Source organism: Cyclobacterium jeungdonense (assembly GCF_010994275.1).
GTDB classification, from domain to species: domain Bacteria; phylum Bacteroidota; class Bacteroidia; order Cytophagales; family Cyclobacteriaceae; genus Cyclobacterium; species Cyclobacterium jeungdonense.
Genome location: NZ_WMCD01000004.1, coordinates 348,691 through 366,733, shown reverse-complemented (window position 1 = coordinate 366,733; position 18,043 = coordinate 348,691). Strand labels below are relative to the sequence as shown.

Sequence of the window (18,043 nt, the reverse complement as noted above, 5' to 3'; positions counted from 1 at the left end):
GATGAAACAAAAAATCAATGTGCTGTACATTGATGATGAAGATAATAATCTGAATTCGTTTAAGGCAGCATTGAGGAGGGAGTTTAAAGTCTACACAGCTTTGGATGCAGAGGAAGGACTGGAAATTGCCAGGACCAAAGAATTTGAAGTGGTCATTGCCGATCAGCGGATGCCAGGCCTGACTGGAGTCGAGTTTTTTGAAAAACTGGTGGAGATTAACCCTGATCCGATTCGGATATTGCTGACAGGCTATTCGGATATTTCCAGCGTGATTGATGCAATTAATAGGGGGGAGGTATACCGGTTCATTGACAAACCCTGGAATCTGGAACAGATCAAAAATGCGATTATTAATGCTGCTGAGATTTATTTTGCCCGCAAAGAGTTAAAGGAAAAAAACGAGCGCTTGCAAAAACTGCATTCCGAAATGAACCAATTTGTTTATAGCCTTTCTCATGAGCTCAGAGGACCATTGATGAGTATTTCCGGTATTTCAAAATTGGCTAAAACAGAAGTCCTTGAACCGGGAATCATTGAATATTTTGAAATGATCGACTCGGCTACCCTTAAACTTGACGATTTTATTTACAAAATGTTGGACTTTTATCGATCTACCAAGATCGAGAATAAAGTAGTATCCATAAATTTTAAACATATCCTGGATCAATTAGTTGCAGAGTATAAAGAAAAGTGGGACTTGAGTTCTCTTGAAATGAATCTTGATATCGGCCAGGATGGGTTGTTTTATTCCGATGAGTCCAAAATAAGGGTGATTATTAATAATCTTTTTAGTAATGCTTACAAGTTTCAGAAAGAAGGAGAAAAAGGGTGGATTCGGATCAAAATTAAAGCGAGTCCAACGAAAGCTAATTTGGAAGTAGCGGATAATGGAATAGGCATCGAAGAAAAGCATCAAACCGATGTGTTTAACCTATTTCATCGCGCCACGCAGCGTAATGTGGGGTCCGGATTGGGATTGTATATGGTTAAGGAATCCGTGGAACAACTGAAGGGAAATGTTATCCTTTCATCTGATGTGGGAAAGGGTACGGTGATTCGCGTAGACTTACCCAGTCTGGGAGCTCCTGAACCCGATACAGCTCAAGGTGGCAGGTAGCAATTATATTCATCTAACGCCATTTAAGGGAGGTTCCTTGGGGAAATAGGCTTCTGGGCTTGGACCTTTATTTTAAAATTAGTTACTCTAAGATTTTGCCCTGTTTCCTTTGTTGACAGGCAAAATGGAGCTAATTTGCATGTCAAATAATGTTAATTAAATTGTTTTTTATATGATTAATCCTTGGCATGACGTCAGTATAGGCGATGATTCTCCTGAATATGTAATGGGAGTAATAGAAATTCCCAAAGGGAGTAAGGGGAAATACGAATTGGACAAAAAATCCGGGATGTTATTGCTCGACAGGGTCCTTTTTTCTGCAGTTCATTATCCGGCTAATTATGGCTTTATTCCCCAAACCTATTGTGAGGATCATGATCCATTGGATATTTTGATTATTTCTCAAATTGATATTCCATCCATGACTTTGGTGAAAGCAAAAGTCATCGGAGTAATGCGAATGGTAGACGGAGGAGAAGCCGATGATAAGATTATTGCCGTAGCTGCAGATGACCAATCGGTTAATTATATAGATGATATTTCAGAACTTCCTCCGCACTTGATGAAGGAAACACATCGTTTTTTCGAAGATTATAAAAAGCTGGAGAACAAAGAAGTAAAAGTTGAGGATTTTCTGGGAAAGAAAGATGCCATGAGGATCATAAACGATGCCATCGCACTTTATGACAGGGCTATCAGACCTGTGAAGTATAAATGAGAGGTTTCCAGTGTTTCGTCAATTTGGATATTAGACACCTGCTAACAGCATGTTCCATCTGGAATGCCGATACAATTACAGCCCGGAACGTTTATTTAATTGCGGGCAGGTAAACTAAGCAACGGAAATACCCCATTGAACACCTTCTTTGCCATTTCTTTTTAATTCTTACTGTTCGAGTTTCCTCAAACTTTCTTCCAAAGCATTTAATTTGGACCTGGCATCGGCCATCTTTTTCTTTTCTTTTTCTACTACGGCTTCCGGTGCGTTGGAAACAAATTTTTCGTTGGCCAGCTTTTTCGATACGGAATTCAAAAACCCTTTGGTATATTCTAATTCTTTGAGTAGGTCTTCCTTTTCTTGTTCCAGATCTATTTCCTCCTTCATTGGGATGTAGATTTCATCCGCCTTCACTACAAAGCTGACGGCATTTCCTTCCGGGTCACCAAAATTTACAGAAGTAATAGTAGCTAGCTTTTTAATGATTTCGTCGTACCGGGCATATAGGCTTCGGTTTTCTGTATGAATGTAAAGCTGTAAAGGCAACTTAGGGGATAGTCCTTTCGACGCACGGATATTTCTTATCTGTGAAATCACTTCAAAAATCTGTTGTGCTTCGGATACAATATGTTCATCATAGGAGCTGCTTTTTGGCCATGGAGACAGCATGAGGGCCTCCCCGTCTTTTCGGACTCCTATTTGCTGCCATAGCTCCTCGGTAATGAAAGGCATGAACGGGTGGAGAATTTTCAATAAATCTTCGAAAAAGGAAACGGTCCTTGCTTTGGTGTATTCATCTATTGGAGCCTGGTACGCAGGCTTTATCATTTCCAGATACCAGGAGCAGAAGTCATCCCAAACCAACTTATAGACCGTCATTAAAGCATCGGAGATACGGAATTTTTCAAAATGGTCGGAGAGTTCGTCCAGGGACTGCTGTAACCTACTTTCAAACCAGGCGATAGCGGTTTTGGTAGTAGGATTGGCCGTGGGAGTTACTTCCCACCCCTCAATCAGCCGGTAGGCATTCCAGATTTTATTACAGAAGTTCCTGCCTTGTTCCACTAGTTTTTCGTCAAAAGGCAAGTCGTTGCCGGCAGGGCTGCTGAACAACATGCCTGTCCGTACCCCGTCTGCGCCATAGGTATCTATCAGTGCAAGAGGATCGGGAGAATTTCCCAGCGATTTGGACATTTTCCTACCCATTTTATCCCGGACGATTCCGGTCAGGTAAACGTTTTTGAACGGTTTTTCACCGGTGTATTCATAGCCTGCTATGATCATTCTGGCTACCCAGAAAAATAAAATCTCGGGGGCCGTTACCAGATCATTCGTCGGGTAATAATAGGCCAGATCCCGATTTTTTTCGCCAGTTTTGAAAAATTCAGGATCAAAAACGGAAATGGGCCACAACCAGGATGAAAACCAGGTATCCAGCACATCTTCGTCCTGCTTTATATCCTTTTCGGTGAAATTTTCATTGAACCTTTCCCTTGCCAAATTGAGGGCTTCTTCAGGACTGTTTGCTACAATATATTCCCCATTGGGTAGGTAATAGGCCGGAATCCGGTGCCCCCACCAAAGTTGCCGGGAAATGCACCAGTCACGGACATTTTCCATCCAACTCTTATACATATTTTTGAATTTGGGAGGAAAGAGCTGTACCGTATCGTCCATCACTGCCTTAAGGGCTGGCTGGGTGATTTCCTCCATTTTCAAAAACCATTGCAGGGAAAGCCTTGGCTCAATTACGGCATCGGTTCGTTCCGAATGCCCCATGTTGGAAGCATAAGCCTCCTCTTGGATCAGCTGTCCGGCTTCCTGGAGTAGTTTTGTTATTTTTTTTCTGGCAACAAAGCGGTCTTCGCCGATCAAAATGCTGGCTTTTTCATTCAGGGTTCCGTCATCGTTCAAGATGTCAATGACCTCTAATTTGTGCTTTAAGCCAATTTCATAATCATTGATATCGTGTGCAGGTGTGATTTTGAGACATCCGGTACCAAATTCCCTTTCCACATATTCATCTTCAATGATCGGAATGGGTCGCTCTATCAACGGGATCAACGCTTTTTTTCCTTTAAGATGGCTGTACCTGTTGTCTTCTGGGTGAATACATATGGCAACATCTGCCATGATGGTTTCCGGCCGGGTAGTGGCAATGGTCAGCGATTCATCCGAACCTTCGATTTTATAAGCGATATGGTAAAGAGTAGAGGCCACTTCCTTGAAAATAACCTCATCGTCAGAAAGGGCGGTTTTTCCTTTGGGATCCCAATTGACCATTCGGATTCCCCGGTAAATTTTTCCTTTTTGATGTAAATCTACGAAGACATTGGTAACGGCTTCGCTCAGAGAAGGATCCATGGTGAATCGGGTTCGTTCCCAATCGCAGGAAGCCCCCAGTTTTTTTAATTGCTCCAGGATAATCCCTCCGTACTTTTCTTTCCATTCCCAGGCATGGGATAAAAAAGCTTCCCTGCTGATATTTTTTTTCTCAATGCCTTTTTCTTTCAGCATGGCCACTACTTTGGCTTCAGTGGCTATGGAAGCATGGTCTGTTCCCGGTACCCAGCAAGCGTTCTTACCTTCCATTCGGGCTTTTCGCACCAGGATATCCTGTATGGTATTATTGAGCATGTGGCCCATATGGAGTACTCCAGTCACATTAGGTGGCGGTATGACAATGGAATAAGCCTCTCTTTGATCATCCGGTTCGGAATGGAACATGCCGTGATCCATCCAGTATTGGTACCATTTGGATTCAGAGCTTCGGGAGTCGTACTTGGTAGAAAGTGCCATGCTGATTTAATTTAGGGGGCAAAAATAACACAAAAATGCCTGAAGGTATACTTTTTTACCTTCAGAATTCTAAAAATTCACTAATTGTGCGGATGCTTGGCGGCCTCTATTTAGAGGACCTTTCCAATTTTTGGACGTAACTTGACAGGAAAATGATTGGATGGGAATTTTTTGCAGTGATTAACCGTACCATTGGCGTGGCGGATATCGGAGAAGTTGGAACTCACAAAAACAGGATCGATTCTCTTTTCAGGAAGTAGATCCCAATTAAACGGATGGAAAGTTCGGCTGCCTCCATGAGACGGGATGAGCGAATTGCCCTTGCTGTTATGTAGAGTTTCTTCTTCATTTGATTCCTGGTAAGCGGGTTTGGATTCATCCCCATAAAAATCTCCTGTCAGGATGCAGGGCAAGTGTTCTTTATTGATCTCGGTGATTTTTTCATGAAGCAATTTACTACTCTCCTCACTGGCGGTTTGGCCAAGTGTATCGTAATGTACGTTAAAAACATAAAATAAATCACCCTCTGATGTTTCAAATTTACCCCAGGAACAGATCCTGTTGATTGCTGCATCCCGGTCTTTGGAGGGCTTTTCCAGAGAAGGAGAAAGCCAGAATGTTCCCTTATCTAAAAGCTGAAATTTTTCAGGATTGTAAAAAACAGCGCAAAATTCTCCCTCTTTTTTCCCCGAGTCCTTACTTACCCCAATATAAGGGAAATTAAGGTCCTTACTATTATCTTCCACTTGGGAATACAAGCCTTCCCTAGTCCCGATAATATCCATTTCGTGGAATCGGATCAGGTTGATAAGGTGTGGACCCCTGTCTTCCCAGAGATTTCCAGAATTACTTGGAGTGTCAAAAAAGACATTGTAATTAGCGATGGAATAGGAATCCTGCGCCCATGACCCGGTGATTTGCAAATTGGGCAATAAAAGAAGGACCAGGAAATAATTTTTAAAGGGAACAGCCATGGAATAGGAGGGGTGTTTTCCGGGAATTTAATTTCTTTAATATAGCAATAATTTCGATTTAATCAGTCTATATCCAATAGGAAAGGGAGTAGGGCCATTCTACCTTCCAGTTTTTTCATTCGGTCCACCTGCTGGAATAAATCATAGGAAGCACCAAATTTAATCCGATGGTAGGTGCTTTGTACATCAGTACCAAAGTCGGACAATAGTTGTTCCAGCAGGGTTTTTTGTTTGGGATAGAGAACCACCCGATAGTCATCTTCCAGACCTGCTTTATGAGCGGCGATGTGGATGGCATCATCGAATCCGCCTAGGATATCCACCAAACCAATATTTTTAGCCATTGTCCCCGACCAAACCCTTCCACCAGCAATGGCAATGACTTCCTCACGACTCATTTTTCGGCCATCAGCAACGCGTTGAATAAAGGTATCGTAGCCTTCTTCCACCTTGTTTTGCATGATGGCTTTTTCTGATTCGGACATGGGTTTGGTAGGATTTAGAAAATCTGAATAGGTACCAGTACTAACCACATCGGTAGTAATTCCCAATTTATTATTCAGCAGCCCCTGCATATTAAATAGAATACCAAAAATTCCAATGGAACCGGTAATGGTATTGGGTTGCGCCACAATGGTATCTGCCGGTGCGGCTAGGTAATATCCGCCGGAAGCCGCGTAGTTGGACATGGATGCGATAAGCGGCTTTTCCTTTTGCGCTTCTGATAATTCCCTCCAAAGAACTTCGGAGGCAACTACTGAGCCGCCCGGGGAATTAATCCTCAATACGATGGCTTTTACGTCCTCGTTTTTTCGTGCTTTTCGGATTTCTTTCAGGAAGAGGTCTGAACTGATCTGATCTGGATTTTGTCCACCCACAATCTCACCATCTGCCATTATTACCGCGATCTGATTTCGGGAAAGCCTGTTTTTCTCCTTAGCTGTTTGATTGATCCCACTAATGTTTACACTATTGATATCATCCTCCTCTTCCAGTCCTAGTTTTTCTCGTAGCCTTCCTTTGACCTGATCGTCATACCATAACGCGTCGATCAATCCCAAGTCTACCGCGTCCTGACTGGTTCTGACGGACATGTTGTCGTTAATTTCCTGAATTTTTTCCACCGACAATGAACGGCTTTCTGCTACCGCATTCACTACAACCTGATTCAGGTCTTCTAAGTAAACACTGGTTTGCAGCCGATTTTCCTCACTCATTTTTTCCATGATGAAGGGTTCGATGGCACTTTTAAATTCTCCCACCCGGAAAATCACTGGTTCTACTTCGATTTTGTCTAACAGGCCTTTTAGGAAAATGGGATTGGCGGCAAACCCATTGAACTCCAGATCGCCAATGGGATTGAGGTAAATTTCGTCGGCTACGGAACATAGAAAATACCCCGTTTCTGAAAAATATTCTCCATAGGCAACGATAAATTTCCCACTTTCTTTAAATGATTTTAATGCATTTCGGATTTCAAGGATGTGCGATTGACCGGCGGCCAGAAGTCCGCTTTCCAGATAGATTCCTTTGATGTCCGGGTTTTCTTTTGCCGTTTCTATGGCTCGGATTACCTGGTTGAGTCCTACGCTGGAAACACTACCAAGAAAGGGTAAGGGGGGCAGCGACATGTCGTCCTCAGGAGCTTGTTCTACCAGCACTACTCCATTTAAGCGAATGTGAAGCAATGAATTTTCCTCTATTTCTATTTTACCGGAACCGGCACTAATGGCGATGATCCCGGCCATGATGAAAAATGCCAGCACCCAAAAAACCAGCATTCCCACGATAACAGCTAAAACGTTGCTTAAAAATTTCATAGAGATCCCCTGTTTTAGTAAGTCTCAAAATTAACCTATTTTTACCAAAACTGAGTAATTTGATTTAATAAAATTGGATATGCATACCGTAGTATTGGGGTTAGGTGGAAATGAAGGCGACAGGCTGTTATTATTGAATGAAGCAGTAAATTGGTTGGTAAAGGAGATGGAATTGGTGCGAGCCTCTGCCATTTACGAAACAGAGGCATGGGGAGGGGAGTCACTTAGTCCTTATCTGAATCAAGTACTGGTGCTACGAACAAAAATGGATCCTGAGAAAATCCTTGCCTGTATTCAGCAGATTGAGCGTCGTCTGGGGAGAAAAAGAGAAACTAAATGGGGGGACCGGACCATGGATATAGACATCCTGTATTTTGATGAAGAAGTTATCCAATCAGAGGTTTTGCAGATACCTCATCCGCAAATGAGCTTTAGAAAGTTCGTTCTGGTACCTTTAGCAGAGGTTTTGCCTGAGTATATTCATCCTTTGGAAAAAACGAGCAATAAAGAACTATTGAAAAAATGCAAGGATCCATTAACCGTCGGCCTCTATTCCGACGGTTAATGGCTTGATTTCGTCTTATTGGAGTGAGTCGACCTCCGCTTCTTTGTGGATTTTTTTAACAAGTCCCTGCAATACCTTGCCTGGTCCACATTCGATAAATTTCGCAGCACCATCTTGCACCATGTTCTGCACAGACTGCGTCCACTTGACAGGTGCTGTGAGCTGTGCAATAAGGTTTTTTTTGATGGTTTCCACATCCTTTACGGCAGTGGTACTTACGTTCTGATAAATCGGGCAACTAGGCGGAGAGAAAGAGGTAGAATGGATAGCTGATTCGAGTTTAACACGGGCTGGTTCCATCAAAGGCGAATGGAAAGCACCTCCTACAGACAGGGGGAGGGCTCGTTTGGCTCCGGCAGCCTTCATTTTCTCACAAGCGATTTGGATTCCTTCCAGACTTCCCGAAATGACCAACTGGCCAGGGCAATTATAATTGGCAGGAACAACTATATGTCCTTCTATGGAAGCACAAATAGCTTCGACTTCCTCATCAGGAAGTCCAAGGATAGCCGCCATTGTGGAGGGATTGATTTCGCACGCTTCCTGCATGGCGAGTGCCCGCTGATGAACCAATCGCAATCCATCTTCAAACTGCAATACCTGATTGGCCACCAGAGCGGAAAACTCACCCAATGAGTGCCCGGCAACCATGTCTGGCTGAAAATGGTCGGTTGTTAATGCTGCGATCACCGAATGAAGGAACACGGCTGGCTGTGTTACATTGGTCTGCTTTAATTCTTCGGCGTTACCTTCAAACATGATATCCGTAATCTTGAAATCCAATATATTATTGGCCAGATCGAATAATTTTTTTGCGTCGGGTTTTTGGGAGTACAGGTCTTTACCCATTCCTGGATATTGGGCACCCTGGCCCGGAAATACATAAGCTACCATTATTAAAGGTGGTTTTGTTGGTTAAGAATGCAAAGGTAGGGAAAAAAATAAGGCAGGTTCAACCTATGCGTCGAAGCTGCCTTAAAATCCATTCGCTTAGCGGTAGCTTAATGTTCAAAAAACTCTACCTGTCCTGTTTCTACATCGTAAACGGCTCCAACCACCAGGATTTTGCCCTCTTTTTCCATGTTACTGATGATTGTGCTTCGTTCCCTTATTTCTTCCATTGCCTCGAATACATTAAAAGTAGCCACTTTCTCTATGAACACAGGATCGTCTGTGGCTCCGTTTGATTCTTTTGAAGCCCTGTCGATAGCTGGCTTGATTTTATGCAGAAGCGCAGTAATATTACCGTCCTTTACTTTTTTGCAGGCACTGGTGACAGCGCCACATTTGGTATGGCCAAGTACCAGGACCAATTTCGATCCGGCGTATTTCACCGCATATTCCATGCTACCCAAAATATCTTCGTTCACTACATTACCGGCTACCCTAGCACTAAATATATCACCTAATCCCTGGTCAAAGATCAACTCCGCAGATGTTCTGGAGTCGATACAACTCAATACAACCGCGAAGGGCCATTGGCCATCACGGGTCTCGTTAACCATTTGAAGCAGGTTTTTATTGGTGCTCAGGTTGCTGATAAATCGTTTATTCCCCTCCTTTAAAAAAGTCAGTGCATCTTGTGGGGAAAGGCTATCTTGCGTTGTTTTAGTATGGGCTTTCATAAAATACTAGTTACTTTATTGGTCTAAAATTTAATTAAATTTATTTTTTTCACTAACCACCAACTTAGCGATTTGGGGTTACTTCATCAACTGAATAGTACCTTTACTTTTGTTTTGGCGAAGGTTTTCATCCAGAACATTGAAGTAAACGGTCGCTTCATAGTAATAGGTTCCTGATGGCAACTCATTGCCTTCCGTATCCCTGCCATCCCAATTAATGTAAATGTCGTTTTCAGTTGCCAGGGTGCTATTATAGGAATGAACCAAGGTACCCCAGCGATTGTAGATATTAATTTCTACTGCTTCTACAAATCGCGGACACTTGTCATAGGGGTTGTCAAACGCCTGAAAGGTGTCATTAATGTTATCCCCATTGGGGGTAAATACATTGGGCAATTCATAATTAGGGCAATTATCAATACAAACGATGTTGCTGGGTTCACTTTCATTTCCAGACCGGTCTACCGCGGTGATGTAATAGCAGCCCTTCAATTCTGTTAATCCTTCAATGCGGGTCTGCATTTGGATTACCGGTACGGTTGATACCAGGTTGAAAGTTCCTTCTTCTCCCGTGTTGGAAAAATAGATGCGGTAACCGTTCAGCTCCGAATCACATTCGCCTGTAAAATCAGGCTCCCAACTCAAGTCGTGGTAGAAATCACTGAAATTACAAGGTTTGTCGGCCAGAAAATCGGTGCATTCGGGGCCTTCGTAGCTCAATACCGGTGGGCAGGGGAGTCGGTCATCATCTGGTCGGGCGCAAACGATCTGGGAGTTGTTAGCTAAGGGATACTCTAAAATATCGAGGTTATAGCTTCCATTTGTGACCACATAATAGCAATATTCCTTTTCGGTATCCAGAGGAATACCATTATGGTTACCGTCATCCAGGTAAACAAATCCATCTTGCGTTACGTTTACCTCGGCGATCAGTGTGAAGTTTTCGGTATCTTCAGCGTCAGGATCTGTTCGGTTTCGGTATACTAAATGAGGATAGGTAGCATCCTCGTTGTTCCAGGGAACCTGAAATTCCCATTGTAGTTCAATTGCTTCATTAATGATCGTGGGATCAACTCTTACCGAGGATGCGACACTGCTAGTGTCTATTTTTTCGCCATTTGATAGGAGGATAACCTTATAGTTATAGACCAGGTTTTCGGTATTTAACTGACTATCCCTGAAAACCGTATCGGCGGTGGTGATGAGCGACGTAGTACCATTTGCTCCGGTAAATCCCTGATTCCGAATTAATTCATAGGTGAAAGGGCCGGGATAAATTTCCGTATCAATATCGTACGGGGGAGTCCACCTGACCAGAATTTCACCAGAATCTGAACTGGTTTCTTCTACACTCACATTGGTAATCAAGGGTACGTCCACGTCTACGGTAATACAGATCTCTTCGGAAACGTAACTTTCCCCGGATCTTGGAGAAGGAAAAGCAGCTACCAGTCGGTAACAATAGGTATTCCCCGGACTTAGCCCCATGCCTTGGTTGGTGTCTTGAAAATCAAATGTTTCCATGCTTGTTTCGCCTACGAGGGTATATCCCTCACGAATTCCGGTTTCACAGGAATCCGGCTCGTAGGGGTCGCTATTAATTCTGCGCCAGACCTGCATGGTTTCGGCTGCATTGGAGCAAACGTACGGATCCCATTCCAGCCGAGCTGAGCGCCCTTGTTGCTGCTCGATGCTGTAGGGAACAGGTGGAGGAGCTACGATGGTAATATTCCAGGTCTTAATATCCACCAATGCAGGTCCCGAATCCGGCTGGTCCTGTATCCGGACCCTAACTTGATAGGTTCTTGCCCGGACATGATTGCAAACAGTCTGCCATTGAAAACTGATAATACCCGGTGAGGGTTGAAATGTAGATTCTGGACTGTAAGACGCCGGGGAGGAGGTGATTTCTACGGGATCCCCAAAGACTTCAATCATAATAGGGTCCCCATCCGGATCCATTCCCTGAAAGATCTCGGTGATCTCAGTTCCTGCTTCAACACAAATATCCTCCGGCATGATCAATTCGGGCCTTCGATTATCTGTGTTTTCAATAATGATCTGCATGTCTCGTAGCACATAGCCGATGCGTTCCCATTTGCCGGCAACCATGCGCCATTCCTCAATTCGAAAAGCCACATTGTATTGACCCGCAATTCCTGGAGCATCCCAGATAAGGTCTCCGGTGACCGGATCCAGTTCCAGAAAAGGAGGGGTGGTACCATCCTGTCGGGTAAAACTAAATTCTCCGGAAGCTGGACTCCTGTAGTTATTTACTTCTCTCTGAAAGGCTTGTTTTGGGACGTCCAATACGTAGGCGAGGCTATCCCCATCCGGATCATAGGCTCCTGGATTGTGGATGTAGGTTTGATTAACAGCGCCATTATCAACAGGAGCGATGGTTAAAATCGGGGAATTATTGACCCCTAAAAATGGGTCGATGCTGATCATGGTCTCTATGTAGAATGGAGTGTCTACCGACTGATCCATATTTAAGGTGTTGGCATTTCGGTTAAACTCCATAAACCGGATGGTGTAATTGCCTGGACCCTGGTAGGTATGGGTTATGACAAAAACATTTTTTTCAATGTTGTTACCAAGGTTTTCCGTTAAATTAAAGTCACTCTCCGTATTCAATACCTCTGACCGACCATCACCGAAATCAATTTCTCCCGGACCAAAAACCACGGTGGAACGGGTATCTGTGTATCCCACTACCGTAATTCGATAAGTCAGGGTTTGGGTGGAAATTCTTTCAGCGATGATTTCCCCAGCCCGGATATGGGTCGCCTGTGAGGTTGTAACCGAAGCAATCATTAGGACTACCAGCCCCACAATAAACGGAACGTATTTCATTATTTCGGTGGATTTTAGTAAGTTAATCCGAGGTTGATATCCAATCATTAGGGGTACGTTTATTCAAAGTCTATTTTACGCTAATGCAGGGATATACCAACAAAACGTTTTTATTTTTTCAATGGTTACCCTAAATTATATCTTTATCAGGAATATTTCATTTTCCAGACGATTTTATTACACATTACCATTCCAGGTTGGAAAGGATTGAAGTGGCTATGACCATTAATCATCTGTGTCTTATATTCAGGTGAAAATCCGTGAACGGGCAGCAACCGATTTTCGGTTTAATCGCTCAATGCTAAACTTTTTTAGACGTACATCCGCTTCCGCAAACTCTTCAACGCTTCATTACAGAAGTTTATATATTTTATCAAACAAAGAAACCCAGCTTCTGGTTAAAACTACAAATAAAATTATGAAATTTATTTAGAACGATTTAAAATAAGAGCATTGATTCTGGTTTGATTGTTTACTATTGAATCCAAATGTAAATTTGGATCGAGTAATTTAGATCAAACCGTAATAACGAAAAATTCTATGAGTTGGGTATCCAAAACCTTGAATAGTACACTTGGCAAAAAATTATTAATGGCCCTTACCGGCCTGTTCCTTATTTTGTTTTTGGTGGTTCACTTAGCTGGAAACCTGCAATTATTACTGCCAGATGATGGTAAAGCGTTTAATATTTACGCTGAAACAATGGCTTCCAATCCCCTGATCCGGGTGGTAGGCTATTTGAATTTTGGTTTTATAGCACTGCATGCCGTCTACTCTGCTATTTTAACCCGTAACAATAAAAAATCAAGACCGGTTGGGTATGCCGTTACAAATGCATCTGCCAATAGTACCTGGAGCTCCAGAAATATGGGCATTTTAGGAACATTGATTCTCATATTTATTTTGGTACACTTGAGAGGTTTTTGGTATGAGTTTAAGTTTGGGGAAATCCCTTACGTAACCTATGACGGCGTCACCTACAAAGACGGTTATACGGTGGTTTCGACTGCCTATCAAAACATCTTGTATGTCATTTTTTATGTGGTAAGTATGGCAGTCTTAGCCTTCCACCTTTCTCATGGGTTTGCTAGTGCGTTCCAAACCTTGGGCATCAATCATAGCAAATACACCCCGTTTATCAAGAAATTGGGTTTGGGTTTTGCCATTATTGTTCCTGCACTATTTGCACTAATACCCATAGTCATGTTTTTGCAAAACAGTTAAGCTGACTAAAAATTGAAATTAAAGGGAATTTAAATTTGAATATTGATGAAACTTAATTCAAAAATACCCAGCGGTCCTTTGGCCGAAAAATGGACCAATCATAAATTTAATATTAAATTGGTCAACCCGGCCAATAAAAGAAAATACGAAATAATAGTGGTTGGAACGGGCCTGGCGGGCGCTTCTGCAGCCGCCTCATTGGCTGAATTGGGATATAATGTGAAAGCATTTTGTTTTCAGGATAGCCCGAGGCGGGCGCATTCTATTGCGGCCCAGGGAGGGATTAATGCAGCCAAAAATTATCAGAACGATGGAGATTCAGTTTTCCGTTTGTTTTATGACACCATTAAAGGGGGCGACTACCGCTCCAGAGAAGGAAATGTATATCGTCTTGCTCAAGTATCGGTAAACATCATTGATCAATGTGTAGCCCAAGGGGTTCCATTTGCCAGGGAATACGGAGGTTTGTTGGCTAACAGGTCCTTTGGTGGTGCGCAGGTATCCCGGACCTTTTATGCCCGAGGTCAAACAGGACAGCAGTTGCTTTTAGGAGCCTATTCCGCATTGAGCAGGCAAGTGGCGAATGGGAAGGTGAAATTATATCCAAGGACAGAGATGATGGATGTAGTGGTAGTGGATGGCAAGGCCAGAGGGATTGTCACCCGAAATCTCATCACCGGTGCCATTGAATCTCACAGTGCGCACGCAGTCTTGTTGTGCACCGGGGGGTATGGAAATGTTTTTTTCTTATCTACCAACGCCATGGGTTCGAACGTGACTGCAGCCTGGCGCGCACACAAAAAGGGAGCATTTTTCAGTAATCCGTGTTACACACAAATTCATCCAACCTGTATCCCTGTATCCGGAGATCACCAATCTAAATTGACCTTGATGTCCGAGTCCTTGAGAAACGATGGGCGAGTTTGGGTCCCTAAAACTATTGAAATAGCAGAAAAGCTGCGAAAGAGGGAAATTGCGCCTAGAGATATCAAAGAGGAGGATCGAGATTATTACCTGGAAACAAAATATCCATCTTTCGGAAACCTGGTCCCCAGAGATGTGGCATCCAGGAATGCGAAGCATGTTTGTGATGAAGGTAGGGGAGTAAATGAGACTGGTGAAGCGGTATTTCTGGATTTTCGGGACGCTATCCTAAGGGATGGAGAAGATGCGGTAAGAGGTAAGTATGGTAATCTTTTTGATATGTACCAACAAATTACCGGAGAAAACCCCTATAAAACGCCCATGAAGATCTATCCTGCTGTTCATTATACCATGGGAGGTCTATGGGTAGATTATAACCTAATGACTACCGTTCCGGGCCTTTATGCTTTAGGTGAAGCAAATTTCTCCGATCACGGTGCCAACCGACTGGGAGCATCGGCCTTGATGCAGGGATTGGCGGATGGTTATTTCGTAGCTCCTTACACGGTTGGGGATTACCTGGCAGGGTTGTCATACGAAAAAGTCCCTGAGGAACATCCGGAATTTCGAAAGGCAGAAGACGAGGTGAAGGCCAGAGTAAAGCAACTGTTGGAGATCAATGGTAGTAAAACGGTAGATCACTTCCACAAGAAACTAGGGAAAATCATGTGGAATCACTGCGGGATGGCTAGAAATGCTGCTGGCCTGACCAAAGCCAAAGAAATGATCCGGGCATTGAAAGAGGAATTCTGGTCGGATGTTAAGGTGCTGGGAACAGGAGAAGAATTGAACCTATCATTGGAAAAGGCCCATCGGGTAGCCGATTTTCTGGAATTGGGAGAATTGATGGTGGAGGATGCCTTACATCGAAACGAATCTTGTGGAGGTCACTTTCGGGATGAATATCAGACGCCGGAAGGAGAAGCCTTGCGGGATGACGAAAACTTTGCCTACGTAGCCGCCTGGGAATATTTGGGTGACGGTAAAGACGAAGCGCTACACAAAGAAGAGCTCGTATTCGAAAACGTCAAACTTACCCAGAGAAGCTATAAATAATTGATTGAACCTAAAAAATTCATTACGATATGAATCTAACGTTAAAAGTGTGGAGACAGAAAAATGCCTCTGACAAGGGTGATTTTAAAACATATAAAATTAGTGGTATTTCGGCAGACATGTCCTTTTTGGAAATGTTGGATGTTCTAAATGAGGATCTTTCCGATAAAGGAGAAGATCCGGTCCATTTTGATCATGACTGCCGGGAAGGAATCTGCGGCATGTGTTCACTGTATATAAACGGGCAGCCGCATGGCCCAAATCAGACGACCACCTGTCAGTTACACATGCGTTCTTTTAAGGACGGAGACACCATTACGATTGAACCCTGGAGAGCGAGAGCTTTTCCGATAGTGAAGGATCTGGTGGTCGATAGGAGTGCCTTTGACAGAATAATTCAATCAGGAGGTTACGTCTCGGTAAATACCGGAGGTGTTCCGGATGCAAACGAAATTCCAATTCCAAAAGTAATTGCTGACGAAGCCTTTGATTCGGCTACCTGCATAGCTTGCGGCGCTTGTGTTGCGGCCTGTAAAAATGCTTCGGCCATGCTTTTTGTATCGGCTAAAATTTCTCAACTGGCCTTATTGCCCCAAGGCAAAGTGGAAAAACGAGGCCGTGCGGAAAAGATGGTGGCTCAGATGGATGCTGAAGGTTTTGGAGCCTGTACCAATACTGGCGCTTGTTCTGCCGAATGTCCTAAGGAAATCAAGCAAAGTAACATAGCAAGGATGAACAGAGAATACTTCACCGCTTCGGTAAGTACCGAAAAAGTATAGTGCTTTCTGATAAAAAATTAAAAAGGACCGGGCAACCGGTCTTTTTTTTATTCCCTTTTCAATAGTGGCCGCTTTCCCTCGAAGCATACATTAGTAAAAAATTAGGAATTTTCAATTTTTATTGTATTAATGGGAAGCAATTTATTGACTTAACCAGTAAAAAATGGCTTTAATAGATTTATCCATCTTTATCATTTACATGATTTTAATGCTTGGAATAGGGTTTTACTTCATGCGAAAAAATACCGGCCAGGATGATTATTACGTGGGGGGAAGGAATATTGGGAGTTGGCACATAGGCCTTTCTGTAGTAGCCACAGATGTTGGAGGTGGCTTTTCGGTAGGTCTTGGCGGATTAGGTTTTCTGATGGGCCTTTCCGGAAGTTGGATGCTGTTTACCGGTCTGTTGGGTGCCTGGCTGGCCGCAGTCTTGCTAATACCCAGGGTTCGGGCCAATCCTGAATTTAAAAACTTTTATACCCTTCCCCAGATTTTTCAACACTTATTCGACAGAAAAGTAGGAGTTGTTGCTGCCGTGATCAGTTTTGCCGGTTATTTGGGCTTTACTTCTTCGCAGTTGCTTGCTGGTGCCAAACTGGCAGCCGGAACATTTGAGGCCTTGGATTTGAACCTTGCTTTGTTGATCATGGGAATCATAGCGGTTGTGTATACGGTTTTAGGGGGACTTAAGGCGGTCATTTACACCGATACGGTACAATGGATTGTATTGATGATGGGTTTTATCTTTATCGGGCTGCCAGTTTCTTATTATCATGTAGGCGGTTGGGAGGCAATTCGGGACACACTGCCTGCAGAATACTTTTCTTTGACCAATTTGCGCTGGCAGGATCTGGCGAATTGGGGAATTACCATTTTGCCTATTTGGTTTGTCGGAATGACCCTGTACCAGCGGATCTTTGCCAGTACGGATGTGAAATCCGCAAAAAAAGCGTGGTTTATTGCCGGCTTATTTGAATGGCCGATTATGGCTTTTATGGGAGTATCTCTCGGACTTTTGGCCAAAGTAGCCTTCGAGCAGGGGCTAATTGCGGTGAGTCAGGAAGACCTGGATCCGGAAATGGGCCTTCCTATTTTGTTGAGCACGGTTCTCCCTCCCGGGATTATGGGATTGATGATGTCTGCCTATTTTTCTGCGGTACTTTCTACTGCAGATTCCTGCCTGATGGCTGCTTCCGGAAATCTCACTACTGATATTTTCGGTAGGTATCTGAAGACAAAAAAAGATGGCTTTGTGATGCGTATGAGCCAATTGTTTACGCTTTTGATTGGTACAGTTGCCCTGATTATTGCCATTCAGATGACGAATGTGTTGGAGTTGATGCTTTATTCCTATGCCTTTATGGTGTCCGGACTGTTGGTGCCGATTATTGCGGGCTTGTTTTGGAACATGCGTTCGCCACTGGCGGCTATCTCATCCATGATCATCGGTGGCGTAACCACCGCGGTTCTCTCCATATTGACACTGGAACTGCCATTAGGTCTGGATCCCAACTTTTTTGGAGTTTTATCATCTTTAGCAGTGTTTTTGCTTATTTATAGGTTAGAAAAAAAATAAAAGGATAAAC

13 protein-coding genes are annotated in these 18,043 nt (G+C 43.4%); 7 read left to right on the top strand and 6 right to left on the bottom strand.

Going from position 1 to position 18,043, the window contains the following annotated elements:
• Position 1 precedes the first annotated feature (1 nt).
• Positions 2–1,117, top strand: coding sequence for a hybrid sensor histidine kinase/response regulator (locus GKS34_RS11115; RefSeq protein ID WP_163384885.1), 1,116 nt, complete (start codon positions 2–4; stop codon positions 1,115–1,117).
• 172 nt (positions 1,118–1,289) lie between these two features.
• Positions 1,290–1,835, top strand: a complete 546-nt coding sequence (locus GKS34_RS11110; protein ID WP_163384884.1) for an inorganic diphosphatase — start codon at positions 1,290–1,292, stop codon at positions 1,833–1,835.
• A gap of 168 nt (positions 1,836–2,003) precedes the next feature.
• Here the strand turns inward: GKS34_RS11110 and GKS34_RS11105 are convergent, their stop codons facing one another.
• From GKS34_RS11105 to sppA, 3 genes are all read right to left on the bottom strand, one after another.
• Positions 2,004–4,634, bottom strand: a complete 2,631-nt coding sequence (locus GKS34_RS11105) for a valine--tRNA ligase (protein WP_163384883.1) — start codon at positions 4,632–4,634, stop codon at positions 2,004–2,006.
• Positions 4,635–4,744: 110 nt separating this feature from the next.
• Positions 4,745–5,608, bottom strand: a complete 864-nt coding sequence (locus GKS34_RS11100) for an endonuclease/exonuclease/phosphatase family protein (RefSeq protein WP_163384882.1) — start codon at positions 5,606–5,608, stop codon at positions 4,745–4,747.
• A 62-nt stretch (positions 5,609–5,670) separates the two neighbouring features.
• Positions 5,671–7,428 (bottom strand): signal peptide peptidase SppA, encoded by a 1,758-nt coding sequence (sppA, locus tag GKS34_RS11095; protein WP_163384881.1) that lies wholly within the window; start codon positions 7,426–7,428, stop codon positions 5,671–5,673.
• Between the two features lie 79 nt (positions 7,429–7,507).
• Between sppA and folK the strand changes: the two genes are divergently transcribed.
• A complete protein-coding gene (gene folK, locus GKS34_RS11090; RefSeq protein WP_163384880.1) occupies positions 7,508–7,993 on the top strand; it encodes a 2-amino-4-hydroxy-6-hydroxymethyldihydropteridine diphosphokinase in 486 nt (161 codons plus the stop codon).
• 15 nt (positions 7,994–8,008) lie between these two features.
• On the opposite strand, the gene fabD is transcribed toward folK, so the two are convergent.
• The 3 genes from fabD to GKS34_RS11075 all read right to left on the bottom strand — a co-directional run bounded on the left by fabD (position 8,009) and on the right by GKS34_RS11075 (position 12,474).
• A complete protein-coding gene (gene fabD, locus GKS34_RS11085) occupies positions 8,009–8,887 on the bottom strand; it encodes an ACP S-malonyltransferase (protein WP_163384879.1) in 879 nt (292 codons plus the stop codon).
• Positions 8,888–8,994: 107 nt separating this feature from the next.
• On the bottom strand, positions 8,995–9,618 hold the full coding sequence (locus tag GKS34_RS11080) for a carbonic anhydrase family protein (protein ID WP_163384878.1): 624 nt from the start codon (positions 9,616–9,618) through the stop codon (positions 8,995–8,997).
• Between the two features lie 78 nt (positions 9,619–9,696).
• On the bottom strand, positions 9,697–12,474 hold the full coding sequence (locus tag GKS34_RS11075) for a T9SS type B sorting domain-containing protein (RefSeq protein WP_163384877.1): 2,778 nt from the start codon (positions 12,472–12,474) through the stop codon (positions 9,697–9,699).
• Between the two features lie 540 nt (positions 12,475–13,014).
• Here GKS34_RS11075 and GKS34_RS11070 point away from each other — a divergent pair.
• The 4 genes from GKS34_RS11070 (at position 13,015) to GKS34_RS11055 (ending at position 18,033) form a co-directional block, all read left to right on the top strand.
• On the top strand, positions 13,015–13,698 hold the full coding sequence (locus tag GKS34_RS11070; protein WP_163384876.1) for a succinate dehydrogenase cytochrome b subunit: 684 nt from the start codon (positions 13,015–13,017) through the stop codon (positions 13,696–13,698).
• Positions 13,699–13,743: 45 nt separating this feature from the next.
• Positions 13,744–15,678 (top strand): fumarate reductase/succinate dehydrogenase flavoprotein subunit, encoded by a 1,935-nt coding sequence (locus GKS34_RS11065; protein ID WP_163384875.1) that lies wholly within the window; start codon positions 13,744–13,746, stop codon positions 15,676–15,678.
• A 29-nt stretch (positions 15,679–15,707) separates the two neighbouring features.
• A complete protein-coding gene (locus GKS34_RS11060) occupies positions 15,708–16,457 on the top strand; it encodes a succinate dehydrogenase/fumarate reductase iron-sulfur subunit (RefSeq protein ID WP_163384874.1) in 750 nt (249 codons plus the stop codon).
• 163 nt (positions 16,458–16,620) lie between these two features.
• On the top strand, positions 16,621–18,033 hold the full coding sequence (locus GKS34_RS11055) for a sodium:solute symporter family protein (protein ID WP_163384873.1): 1,413 nt from the start codon (positions 16,621–16,623) through the stop codon (positions 18,031–18,033).
• The last annotated feature ends 10 nt before the right edge of the window (positions 18,034–18,043 follow it).